The 11,960-nt window shown below is 70.3% G+C and carries 9 protein-coding genes and 1 pseudogene; 5 read left to right on the top strand and 5 right to left on the bottom strand.

Annotation, left to right across the window (positions count from 1 at the left end):
- Positions 1 to 142: pseudogene (locus ACJA3G_RS17170) on the top strand (short-chain dehydrogenase); the annotation flags it as partial.
- 61 nt (positions 143 to 203) lie between these two features.
- Here ACJA3G_RS17170 and ACJA3G_RS17165 read toward each other — a convergent pair.
- The 3 genes from ACJA3G_RS17165 to dusB all read right to left on the bottom strand — a co-directional run bounded on the left by ACJA3G_RS17165 (position 204) and on the right by dusB (position 6,118).
- On the bottom strand, positions 204 to 1,214 hold the full coding sequence (locus ACJA3G_RS17165) for an ArsR/SmtB family transcription factor (RefSeq protein ID WP_406553867.1): 1,011 nt from the start codon (positions 1,212 to 1,214) through the stop codon (positions 204 to 206).
- Between the two features lie 556 nt (positions 1,215 to 1,770).
- Positions 1,771 to 4,506, bottom strand: a complete 2,736-nt coding sequence (ppdK, locus tag ACJA3G_RS17160) for a pyruvate, phosphate dikinase (protein WP_406553866.1) — start codon at positions 4,504 to 4,506, stop codon at positions 1,771 to 1,773.
- Positions 4,507 to 4,972: 466 nt separating this feature from the next.
- Entirely contained in the window at positions 4,973 to 6,118 is a 1,146-nt protein-coding gene (gene dusB / locus ACJA3G_RS17155; RefSeq protein WP_406553865.1) for a tRNA dihydrouridine synthase DusB, read from the bottom strand.
- A gap of 64 nt (positions 6,119 to 6,182) precedes the next feature.
- Here dusB and ACJA3G_RS17150 point away from each other — a divergent pair, with 64 nt between their 5' ends.
- Positions 6,183 to 7,634, top strand: coding sequence for an MFS transporter (locus tag ACJA3G_RS17150; protein WP_406553864.1), 1,452 nt, complete (start codon positions 6,183 to 6,185; stop codon positions 7,632 to 7,634).
- Between the two features lie 22 nt (positions 7,635 to 7,656).
- Here the strand turns inward: ACJA3G_RS17150 and ACJA3G_RS17145 are convergent, their stop codons facing one another.
- Positions 7,657 to 8,346, bottom strand: coding sequence for a hypothetical protein (locus ACJA3G_RS17145; RefSeq protein ID WP_406553863.1), 690 nt, complete (start codon positions 8,344 to 8,346; stop codon positions 7,657 to 7,659).
- Between the two features lie 3 nt (positions 8,347 to 8,349).
- Between ACJA3G_RS17145 and ACJA3G_RS17140 the strand changes: the two genes are divergently transcribed.
- On the top strand, positions 8,350 to 9,186 hold the full coding sequence (locus ACJA3G_RS17140) for a Scr1 family TA system antitoxin-like transcriptional regulator (protein WP_406553862.1): 837 nt from the start codon (positions 8,350 to 8,352) through the stop codon (positions 9,184 to 9,186).
- Positions 9,183 to 9,392 carry a DUF397 domain-containing protein gene (locus tag ACJA3G_RS17135; RefSeq protein WP_406553861.1) on the top strand — a complete coding sequence of 70 codons (210 nt, stop codon included), beginning with the start codon at positions 9,183 to 9,185 and terminating at the stop codon, positions 9,390 to 9,392. Before ACJA3G_RS17140 ends, ACJA3G_RS17135 begins: the two co-directional genes overlap by 4 nt.
- 22 nt (positions 9,393 to 9,414) lie before the next feature.
- Here ACJA3G_RS17135 and ACJA3G_RS17130 read toward each other — a convergent pair whose 3' ends face one another.
- Positions 9,415 to 10,278, bottom strand: coding sequence for a helix-turn-helix transcriptional regulator (locus ACJA3G_RS17130; protein WP_406553860.1), 864 nt, complete (start codon positions 10,276 to 10,278; stop codon positions 9,415 to 9,417).
- Positions 10,279 to 10,439: 161 nt separating this feature from the next.
- Here ACJA3G_RS17130 and ACJA3G_RS17125 point away from each other — a divergent pair, with 161 nt between their 5' ends.
- On the top strand, positions 10,440 to 11,837 hold the full coding sequence (locus tag ACJA3G_RS17125; RefSeq protein ID WP_406553868.1) for an MFS transporter: 1,398 nt from the start codon (positions 10,440 to 10,442) through the stop codon (positions 11,835 to 11,837).
- Positions 11,838 to 11,960 lie beyond the last annotated feature (123 nt).

Genomic DNA, 11,960 nt, shown 5'->3' with positions numbered 1-11,960 from the left:
CTCCTTCACCGGCCCCCGCCTCCAGGGCTGGCGCGGCGCCCCCGCGCGGTCGTCCCGGGCGAAGTGGACCCTGGACGACACCACGGGGGAACGGCTGTGGGTGGCCTCCGAGCAACTGACCGGGGTGCGGTACGGGTTGTAGGGCGGCCCCGGGGACCGGCTGTTTCCGGCCACTCCCCGGGAAACCGCCCTGCGGACGCGCCCTACAGGATCGCCGGGGCGGAACGTTCCGCCACCACCGGCTGGCCACCCCGCAGCAGCGCCGACCCCAGCGGGGTCAGCGTGTGCAGCACCGCGCTCCCGTGCCGCAGGGTCACCAGCAGGCCGGCCTCCCGCAGGACGCCGGCGTGCTGGCTTGCCGAGGCGAGCGACACCCCCGCCCGGCGGGCGAGTTCGCTCGTCGTACAGCCGTGGCCGATGGACTGGAGCACCGCCGAGCGGGTGTGCCCGACGAGCCGGCCGAGCGAGGGGCCGGGCGCGGTGCCCGCGCTCTGCCGCTCGTACGGCGTGTGGGTGTGCGTCACCGGATAGACCAGCACCGGCGGCAGCAGCGGGTCCTGGAGCGACACCGGGGTGCGGCGGCAGAAGAACGACGGCTGGAGCAGCAGCCCGCGCCCCTCCAGGTACACGTCCCGGTCCACCGGGTAGTCCGCCTCCAGGACCGGGGCCCGCCAGCGCATCATCGGCGGGAGCGAGGCGAGGAGTTCGTCCGCCCCGCCGTCCAGGAGCGCGCGCCCGCGGGCCGCGCGGTCGGCGTCGACCCGGGCCTGGATGTGCGTCCAGTACGGCGCTATGGCGGCCCGGTGGTAGCCGCGCAGGACGCCCATGAGACGATCCAGCGGCTCGGCGCGCCCGTCGGCGAGCGCCCGCAGCCAGCGGGGCAGGCCCCTGGGTCCCGCGACCAGGGAGAGCTCGTCGTGCAGCCGGTCCCGTCCCGTCTCGCGGACGGCTTCGAGCCCTGTGTCGATGGTGTGCGGCCCTTCGGCGGGCGTGAGAAAGTCGGGAAAATAGCCGCGGCCCGGCACCACTGCGGAGAGCAGACGTGTTTCACCGTTCAACCGGGTACGCGTTTCCGTTCGCCATTCACCGAAGACTAGGGCGCCCCGACGGTCTCTTAATCGATGAAAGCTGAGAATCGTTTCCCACAGCGCGTCCGGACCAGGCGCCATGCGCACCCGGGCCAGGTCCACGCCAGTGAAATGAATACGCAGCACCGAATCTCCACCTGTCTCGAATGTTGCAACGTGTCGCATCATGTTGCACCCGCAATCGTCCCGCCCCTGAGTATGCCTACCGTCACAGGCCGTGACCACCGGCCTTTCAGCCACAGTTGAAAGGCATCGCGAGCAGGCGGTGTGTACCGAAAAGCTGTACGACGTCGGGCACGACACCGGGCCAACCGGAAAGACGTTGTGAGGACCGTGGGGGGCTTTGCTTCGTCTGGCGGCGGTAGGCATGGTGGCGGCTCCGTGCCCGGCGGGGATGACAGAGTGCGGTTCACGGATGGGGATCCGTGAACCGCACTCTGCAATTCGGGGCCGTGGCACCCGTGGAATGTCCGCGCTTCAACAGGAATTAAGCAGCCGCACATCCGGAGCACATCCGCGCCCGGCCCGGAACGGCGACAACCCGGAACGACAACAAGCGGAAGCCCGCACGGACATGCGGAAGGGGCGGCACCCCCGCACAGGGTGCCGCCCCTTCCATGTGAACCGGAACCGCCGTCGGATCGGTGGTGAGGGTCGGGGACCCGACGGCGGCTCCGGAGCCCTATCGCGAGTCGCTGCCCTTGCCGCCCGCGGGGGACACAGCAGCCGCGCGGCCCGCCTCCAGGCGCGCCACGGGGATGCGGAACGGCGAGCAGGAGACGTAGTCCAGGCCCACCTCGTGGAAGAAGTGCACCGACTCCGGGTCGCCGCCGTGCTCGCCGCAGACGCCCAGCTTCAGGTCGGGGCGGGTGGCCCGGCCGGCCTCGACGGCCGAGCGGACCAGCGCGCCGACGCCGTCCTTGTCGATGGTCTCGAACGGCGAGACACCGAAGATGCCCTTCTCCAGGTACGCGGTGAAGAAGCTCGCCTCCACGTCGTCCCGCGAGAAGCCCCACACCGTCTGGGTCAGGTCGTTGGTGCCGAAGCTGAAGAACTGGGCGGCCTCGGCGATCTGACCGGCCGTCAGAGCGGCCCGCGGCAGCTCGATCATCGTGCCGATGGTCAGCTTGAGCTCGGTGCCGGTGGCGGCCTCGACCTCGGCGATGACCCGGTCGGCCTCCTCGCGGACGATCTCCAGCTCCTGGACCGTGCCGACCAGCGGAATCATGATCTCCGCACGCGGGTCGCCCTTGGCGCCCCGGCGCTCGGCCGCCGCCTCCGCGATGGCCCGTACCTGCATGGCGAACAGCCCCGGGATGACGAGGCCCAGACGCACCCCGCGCAGGCCCAGCATGGGGTTCTGCTCGTGCAGCTTGTGGACGGCCTGGAGCAGCCGCAGGTCGTTCTCGTTGGCGTCCTTGCGGGACTCGGCGAGCGCGACGCGCACCGACAGCTCGGTGATGTCGGGCAGGAACTCGTGCAGCGGCGGGTCCAGCAGGCGCACGGTGACCGGCAGGCCGTCCATCGCCTCGAAGAGCTCGACGAAGTCCTTCTTCTGCAGCGGCAGCAAGGCACTCAGTGCCTTCTCGCGCTCGTCGTCGGTGTCGGCCAGGATCAGCCGCTCGACCATCTCGCGCCGCTCACCGAGGAACATGTGCTCGGTGCGGCACAGGCCGATGCCCTGGGCGCCGAAGCGGCGCGCCCGCAGGGCGTCCTCGGCGTTGTCGGCGTTGGCCCGTACCCGCAGCCGGCGTACCCGGTCCGCGTACGCCATGATCCGGTGCACGGCCGCGACCAGTTCGTCGGCGTCGTCGGCGCCCGCGTGCATCCGGCCCTCGAAGTACTCCACGACCGGCGACGGCACGACCGGGACCTCACCGAGGTACACCTTGCCGGTGGAGCCGTCGATGGAGACGACGTCGCCCTCCTCGACGACCACACCGCCGGGAGCGGTCATCCGGCGCCGCTTGGTGTCGACCTCCAGCTCCTCGGCGCCGCAGACACAGGTCTTGCCCATGCCGCGCGCCACGACCGCCGCGTGCGAGGTCTTGCCGCCGCGCGAGGTCAGGATGCCCTCGGCGGCGATCATGCCGTCCAGGTCGTCCGGGTTGGTCTCACGGCGGATCAGGATGACCTTCTCGCCCGAGCGCGACCACTTGATGGCGGTGTACGAGTCGAAGACCGCCTTGCCGACCGCGGCGCCCGGCGAGGCGGCGATGCCGCGCCCGAGCTGCTCGCTCCGCGCGGCCTCGTCGAAGCGCGGGAACATCAGCTGGGCGAGCTGGGCGCCGTTGACGCGCTGGAGCGCCTCGGCCTCGTCGATCAGGCCCTGGTCCACCAGCTGGGTCGCGATACGGAAGGCGGCACCGGCGGTGCGCTTGCCGACGCGGGTCTGGAGCATCCAGAGCTGGCCGCGCTCGATGGTGAACTCGATGTCGCAGAGGTCCTTGTAGTGGGTCTCAAGGGTCTCCATGATCTGCATGAGCTGGTCGTACGACTTCTTGTCGATGCCCTCCAGATCGGCCAGCGGCACGGTGTTGCGGATGCCCGCGACCACGTCCTCGCCCTGGGCGTTCTGCAGGTAGTCGCCGTAGACGCCCTGGTGGCCGGAGGCCGGGTCGCGGGTGAAGGCGACACCGGTGCCCGAGTCGGGGCCGAGGTTGCCGAAGACCATGGAGCAGATGTTGACGGCGGTGCCCAGGTCGCCCGGGATGCGCTCCTGGCGGCGGTAGAGCTTGGCGCGGTCGCCGTTCCACGACTCGAAGACCGCCTTGACGGCGAGGTCCATCTGCTCGCGCGGGTCCTGCGGGAAGTCGCGGCCGGCCTCGCTCTTCACGACCTTCTTGAAGTGCTTGACCAGCTTCTTCAGGTCGGCGGCGTCGAGGTCGGTGTCGACGGTGACCTTCTTGGCGGCCTTGGCGTCCTCCAGGGCCTCCTCGAAGAGCTCGCCGTCCACGCCGAGGACGGTCTTGCCGAACATCTGGATGAGGCGGCGGTAGGAGTCCCAGGCGAAGCGCTCGTCGCCGGACTGCTTGGCGAGGCCGGTCACCGAGGCGTCCGAGAGGCCGATGTTGAGGACGGTGTCCATCATGCCGGGCATGGAGAACTTGGCGCCCGAGCGTACGGAGACGAGCAGCGGGTCGTCGGCCTGGCCGAGCTTCTTGCCCATCTTCTGCTCAAGGGCGTCCAGGTGCGCGCTGACCTCGTCGCGCAGGGCGGCCGGCTCCTCGCCGCTGTCGAGGTAGACCTTGCACGCCTCGGTGGTGATGGTGAAGCCGGGAGGCACCGGCAGGCCGAGGTTGGTCATCTCGGCGAGGTTCGCGCCTTTTCCACCGAGCAGGTCCTTGAGGTCCCTGTTCCCTTCGGTGAAGTCGTAGACGAACTTCTGGCTGTGCTGGAGGTCCTTGTCTTCCGACACGGGTCTCGACTCCTCGGCTTCGAAAAAGCGTGGCGGGTGCCCTGACGGCCAGGAACATACCCAGATCGAAGGTGTCTGGGTACGTCCACTTGCGCGTCATGGGGCCTTAACCACTCGTCCGCCAGCAGATCGAAAGTAACCGGTGTGTAAACGGAGCGATCTTGATGTGTTCACTCCCTGAACCCGGGTTTGCCGTAACCCAAGGTTTCCCGCTCTTCTGAGCGGCCCTGTCGACAGGTGAGTTTACTTCTTGAAGACTGAAGGGGTGGCACTCAGTGCCACCCCTTCTAGAGATGCAGCCGCCCTCAAAGTGCTCATCTGAGCGCAACCCCTATCAGGGGTGGCGAGAATCACGCCGTACAGAGGGCTGGAATTCCACGATCCGGACCCCTCACCGGACCACGGACTGGACCCTGGGACCGGGCCCACCGACCACTCCTCGGACCGGACCCCGGCCCGGGCCGCCTCAGCCGCCGGAGGTGTCCAGCTCGGCGTCGGCGCTGATGCCGGAGCAGTCGTACGGGTCCTTCAGCCAGCCGTCCGGCAGCACCACGCGGTTGTTGCCCGAGGTGCGCCCGCGCGGGCCGTCCGCGCCGTCCGGCCACGGCTGGTCCAGGTCGAGCTCGCTCAACTGAGCGCTCAGCTCGTCCAGGGACGAGGTGACCGCCAGGCGCTTGCGCATCTCCGAGCCGACCGAGAACCCCTTCAGGTACCAGGCCACGTGCTTGCGGAAGTCGATCACACCGCGCGTCTCGTCGCCGATCCACTCACCGAGCAGCGTCGCGTGCCGCACCATCACCTCGGAGACCGTGCGCAGGGTGGGGCGCGCGTAGGAGTCCGTGCCCTCGAAGGCGCCCACCAGGTCGCCGAAGAGCCAGGGACGGCCCAGACAGCCACGGCCCACGACCACGCCGTCGCAGCCGGTCTCCTTCATCATCCGCAGCGCGTCCTCGGCGGACCAGATGTCGCCGTTGCCGAGCACCGGGATCTCCGGGACGTGCTCCTTCAGCCGGGCGATGGCGTCCCAGTCGGCGGTGCCGCCGTAGTGCTGGGCGGCGGTGCGGCCGTGCAGCGCTATCGCGGTGACGCCCTCCTCGACGGCGATCCGCCCGGCGTCCAGGAACGTGATGTGGTCGTCGTCGATCCCCTTGCGCATCTTCATCGTGACCGGCAGGTCCCCGGCGTTGGAGACCGCCTCGTTGAGGATCGCGCGCAGCAGCGGGCGCTTGTAGGGCAGGGCCGAGCCGCCGCCCTTGCGGGTCACCTTGGGCACCGGGCAGCCGAAGTTCAGGTCGATGTGGTCGGCCAGGTCCTCGTCGACGATCATCCGGACCGCCTTGCCCACGGTGACCGGGTCGACGCCGTACAGCTGGATCGAGCGGGGCGTCTCCGACTCGTCGAAGTGGATCAGCTGCATGGTCTTCTCGTTGCGCTCGACCAGCGCCCGCGTCGTGATCATCTCGCTCACGAACAGCCCCTTGCCGCCGCTGAACTCGCGGCACAGGGTACGGAACGGGGCATTGGTGATGCCGGCCATGGGTGCCAGCACCACGGGAGGCTGCACGGCATGCGGGCCGATGTTGAGCGTGGTCATTACGCCATTGTCGCGCATCCCCGTGGTCATTAGTTAGCCGTACTACATGGACCAGGTCGTTAGTTAGCCGTACTATCGACGCATGCCCGATCTCAGCCCCCGCCGCCGCGTGCTCGTGCTGGCCATCTGCTGTATGAGCCTGCTCATCGTCGGCCTGGACAACACGATCCTGAACGTGGCGCTGCCCACCATGCAGCGCGAACTGCACACCACCGTCTCCGGGATGCAGTGGACGATCGACGCCTACACCCTCGTCCTCGCCTCCCTGCTGATGCTCTCCGGCTCCACCGCCGACCGGATCGGCCGCCGCCGGGTCTTCATGGCGGGCCTGACCCTCTTCACCCTCGGCTCGCTGCTCTGCTCGATCGCCCCGAACCTCTCCTCGCTGGTCGCCTTCCGGGCCCTCCAGGCGGTCGGCGGCTCGATGCTCAACCCGGTGGCGATGTCGATCATCACCAACACCTTCACCGACCCGCGCGAACGCGCCCGCGCCATCGGCGTGTGGAGCGGTGTCGTCGGCCTCTCCATGGCGGCGGGCCCGATCATCGGCGGTCTGCTGGTCGACTCGGTCGGCTGGCGCTCGATCTTCTGGATCAACCTGCCGGTGGGTCTGGCCGCCCTCCTGCTGACCTGGCGGTACATACCGGAGTCCCGCGCACCCGAGCCCCGCCGCCCCGACCCCGTGGGCCAGCTCCTGATCGTGGCGCTGCTCGGCTCGCTCACGTACGCGATCATCGAGGCGCCCAGCACGGGCTGGACCTCCGCGCGCATCCTCCTCTTCTGCGCCATCGCCCTCGCGGCCCTGGCCGGTCTGCTGTTCTACGAGCCGAGGCGCCGCGAACCCCTCATCGACCTGCGCTTCTTCCGCAGTACGCCGTTCAGCGGGGCCACTGTCATCGCGGTCTCGGCGTTCGCGGCGCTGGGCGGTTTCCTCTTCGTCAACACGCTGTACCTCCAGAACGTACGCGGCTACGACGCCCTGCACGCCGGGCTCTACATGGTGCCGATGGCGGCCGTCACCCTGGTCGTGGCGCCGTTGTCGGGCCGGCTGGTCGCGAGCCGGGGGCCCCGGCCGTCCCTGCTGATCGCGGGCGTCACCATGGCCGCGAGCGGGCTGCTGTTCGCCGCGTTCGGGGCCGAGTCGTCGACGCCCCTGCTCTTCACCGGATACGCCCTGTTCGGCCTCGGCTTCGGCATGGTCAACTCCCCCATCACCAACACCGCCGTCTCGGGGATGCCCCGCGCCCAGGCGGGCGTCGCGGCGGCGGTGGCCTCCACCAGCCGTCAGACCGGCCAGACGCTGGGCGTCGCGGTCATCGGCGCGGTCCTCGCGGGCGGCCTGGCGGGCCCGGCCGCCGGCGACTACGCCGACGCCTTCCCGGACGCGGCCCGCCCGGCCTGGTGGATCATCACCGGGTGCGGTCTGGCCGTCCTGCTCGTGGGCGCGGCCACCAGCGGACGCCGGGCCCGTGAGTCGGCCCGGCGCACGGCGGAGCGGCTGGAGACGGAGAAGATGGGGGCGGGGGTCCCGTAACCCCGTGACCCCCGGGCCGCCGTCACGCGCGCGTGGGTCCGCGCTCGACCGCCACCCGGCACGCCTGTTCCCGTGCCTTGCCTCCGACCACGTACGCCACGTCTTCCAGGCGGCGCGCGAAGATCCCGTGCCCCGTCTCGGCGGTGTGCGACATGATCGCGACGCTTCCCGCCTCAAGGTCGTCCGTCGCGGCCAGCATCCAGGTGCATCCGCTGCCGTGGAGGCACTGGGCCGTCATGGTCACTTCGCTGGACGGGTGCCGCAGCAACCTGTGGACGACGCCGCACGGCGTGCTCGCGGCACTCACGGGAACAGGTGCCGAGTCGCGCTCCGGCCCTGTCGGCAGTCCCACCGGAAACGCCCACATCAGCGCCACCGGCCCACCGGGGGTCTCGAACACGCGGACCCGCGCAAGTTCCTCGGGCGAAAGGCTCCGCAGAGCTTCCGGGGCGGTGGCCCACTCGGTTCCGCCACCGGGGGGACGCAGATAGACGCTCCCTTCGTAGCGCTGCTGCACCACGCCGATCCTGTTGTCGTTCGCGGTGTCCGCCACGTATTCCGGGCCGGTCATGATCCCGCCCTCTCGGCGGTCCTGTTCTCGCCGGACACGACCGCTCCTCTCCGTAGTTCTTTCGCTACCGGGCGGGTTCAGAGTGGCCCACACCTGGGAACCATTCAACTTGCTGGAAGCGAACGGAAGGTTGGTGAACATCCTTTGAACCGCAAGGAGTTGAGGCCGGACGCCTCCCCGCAGGCGGCCTACGGGGCGCGTCTGCGCAGCCTGCGGGAGGCGCGGGGCTGGACCCAGGACGAGCTCGCCGACCGGATGGAGTATTCCAGTGTGCACATCTCGGCGGTGGAAACCGGCCGGAAGCCTCCGACTCTCCGCTTCGCGCGTAGTGCGGACCGGGCGTTGGGCCTGGAGGGCACCGCGGACACGTTCGAGCGCGAGTACCGGCAGATGCGGCAAGGCAGCCTGCTGGAGGGGTTCCCGGAGTACGTGAAGTACGAGGGGAGGGCGGTGGAGTTGCGGCTGTACGAGGTCGGCGTCATCCCAGGTCTGCTGCAGACCAGGGAGTACGCGGCCACGCTGGAAGCCGACGCGGTCCGGCGGGAGGCCAGTACGCCCGAACAGGCCGAAGAACGCGTGCGGTTGGTGGCCCACAGGCAGGCCACGCTCGCCCGCACCCCGTCCCCGTTGATCCACGCCGTGCTTGACGAGAGCTGCATCCGGCGGCCGATGGGCGACTCTTCAGTCATGGCGGCCCAGTTCGACCGTCTGCTGGAGTTCGCCGCGATGCCGAACACCCTGCTCCAGGTCGCCCCGTTCAGCATGGGCGCGAGGAGGCCATTCAGCCTGCCGGTAACCGTGTTGACGATGCCGGACCGCTCGATCATGTCCTATGCCGAGTCGGCGCAGCGGGGACATCTGGAACGGGACGGGGCCGCTGTCGTGGCCGTGCTTAAGGCATACCATCAGCTACAGGCCGAGGCGTTGCCGCAGGCGGCGTCCGTTGCTCTGATCGACCAGTTTCGAAAGGGTTCCCAGTGACGACCGAATCCCCCCGCTGGTTCACGAGTTCGTACAGCGGTAACGGCGGCCAGTGCGTACAGGTCGCCACGAACCTTGCCGCCACACGCGGCACCGTCCCCGTCCGTGACTCCAAGAACCCGAACGGCCCGGCCCTGAACCTCCCCGTCGGCGCCTTCTCTTCCTTCGTGGCAGCTCTCAAGACTGGAGAGCTCGGCTCCGCCTGAACGTGCGGCCGGCCGCCGGGCCTTACGCCGGCACGCCCTCCCGTACCGACAACTCCAGCAGCCGCTCAAGGCCCGCGCGGGAGGCGTCGTCCACCGGGACGTACGTCACCAGGCGCGGGCCCGAGGACGGGCCCAGCCACAGGTTGGTGTGCTCCAGGTGCAGCAGGCCCACATGGGCGTTGCGGATGTACTTCTCCCGGCCGCTCTGGTCGACCACCTCGTGCCGGGCCCAGATCTCGCGGAACTCGGGCGAGCCGTTCTCCAGCCGGTTCAGCAGCGTCTTCCAGGCGGGCTCGGCCAGGTGCTCGGCCATCGCCGCGCGGAACTTGGCCGCCATGATCCGGTTGACGTCCGGCAGATCCGCGACGGCCGCGCGCCAGTCGTCGTTGGTGAAGGCCAGCCACATGCAGTTGCGGTCCTCGGGGGCCAGCGCGTCGAGGTCGCAAAGCAGCCGGGCGTAGGTGCGGTTGTAGGCGAGGATGTCGTACCGGCTGTTCTGGATGCAGGCCGGCACCGGCTCCAGCTGGTCCAGCATCGCCCGCAGGGCCGGAGTCACCGTCGGGCAGGGCGCGTTGGGATTGGGGTCGCTGGCGCCCGCGAGGGCGAACAGGTGCGTACGCTCGCTGGCGTCCATCAGCAGGGCCCGCGCCAGCGCGTCGAGCACCTGGGCGGAGACCTGGATCTCGCGGGCCTGCTCCAGCCAGGTGTACCAGGTGACGCCGACGGCGGAGAGGTGGGCGACCTCCTCGCGGCGCAGCCCGGGGGTGCGCCTGCGGCGGCCGTGCGGCAGGCCGACCTGCTCGGGCGTGATGCGCTCGCGGCGGCTGCGCAGGAACTCCGCCAGCTCATGCCGGCGGACGTCGGACTCCGGGGCCACTGTGGTCATGGCACCAGGGTGCCGTACCGCTCACCCCATTGCCAGGTAGTGCGTGTACCAGGATAAAGAGACTCTGGTACCAGGCTGGGAGAACGGCGATCGTCTTCTGCGTGAGCAACGACGTGATTACTTCCGCATCCACCGCCCCGGCCGGTGCCCCGGCCGTCCCGGTGATCCGCCACGGCGGCGCGGCGATCGGCCCGCTCGGGCTGTTCACCGTACTGCTCGGCGCGGCCCTTCCCCTGATCGACTTCTTCATCGTCAACGTCGCCCTGCCCGCCATGGAGAAGGACCTGGCGGCGGGCGCGGCCACGCTGGAACTGGTGGTCGCGGGCTACGGCGTCGCGTACGCCGTCCTGCTCGTCCTCGGCGGCCGGCTCGGCGACATGGCCGGGCGGCGCCGGCTCTTCCTCATCGGCATGGCGGCCTTCGGAGTGACCTCGCTGGCCTGCGGCCTCGCGCCGAGCGCCTGGACGCTGGTGGCGGCCCGGGTCGCCCAGGGCGCGGCCTCCGCGCTGATGCTGCCGCAGGTACTCGCCACCATCCAGGCCACCACGGCCGGACCGCGCCGGGCGCGCGCGATGAGCCTGTACGGCGCGACCGCCGGGCTCTCCATGGTCGCCGGGCAGATCCTCGGCGGTGTGCTGGTGGCCGCCGACATCGCGGGCAGCGGCTGGCGCGCGGTCTTCCTGGTGAACGTCCCCGTGGTGGTCGTCGGGCTGGTGCTCGCGGTCCGCAGCGTGCCCGAGACCCGCTCGGACCGGCCCGCCTCGGTGGACGTGCCCGGCACGCTGCTGCTGGCGCTCTCGCTGATCAGCCTGCTGCTGCCGCTGACCGAGGGACGGGCGGCCGGGTGGCCGCTGTGGACCTGGGTCTCGCTCGCCGTCTTCCCCTTCGCCGCCCTCGCGTTCTACCGCACCGAGCGGCGCGCCGACCGCCTCGGCGGTACGCCGCTGGTCCCGCCGAGCCTGCTGCGGCTGCCCTCGCTCCGCCGGGGCCTGGTGATGATCGTGCCGTTCTCGGTCGGCTTCAGCGGCTTCATGTTCGTCATCGCGGTCGTCCTCCAGCAGGGCCTGCGAATGGGACCGGTCTCGGCCGGGCTCGCGCTGGTGCCGATGGCGGTGGCGTTCTTCGCCGCCTCGCTCGCCGGGCCGCGCCTGATCGGCCGGTACGGCAGCCGGATCGTCACCACCGGCGGCATCCTCCAGGGCCTCGGCATCACGGTCCTGGTGCTCACCGTCTGGCGCGGCTGGTCCGGCCTCGGCATAGCGGAGCTGGCGCCCGGGGTCGCGCTCGCCGGGCTCGGCCAGGGTCTCCAGCTGCCGGTGCTGTTCCGGATCGTGCTCTCCGACGTGCCGACCGACCGCGCCGGCGTGGGCAGCGGCGTCATGGTCACCACCCAGCAGTCCGCCCTCGCGCTCGGGGTCGCCACCCTCGGCAGCCTCTTCCTCTCGCTGGCGCCGTCGACGGGCACCCGGGACGCGCTGGTGGTGACCCTGCTGGTGCAGCTCGCGGCGGTGGTCCTGACGGTGCTGCTGAGTCTGCGGCTGCCCAGGAACGTGGGGTGAGGGACGGGTCCAGCACGAGGGGGTCCCGCACGAGGACTGACAGGTATCAGGTATCAGATATTGAAATCTGTCAGCTGTCATGCGACAGTGGAGGGGCACCCCCTCCCCTCCCCCCTCAAGGAG

Source organism: Streptomyces sp. YS-3 (assembly GCF_045257485.1).
GTDB lineage: Bacteria > Actinomycetota > Actinomycetes > Streptomycetales > Streptomycetaceae > Streptomyces.
The sequence above is the reverse complement of the archived record's forward strand: the minus strand, read 5'-3'. Positions and strand labels throughout refer to the sequence as shown.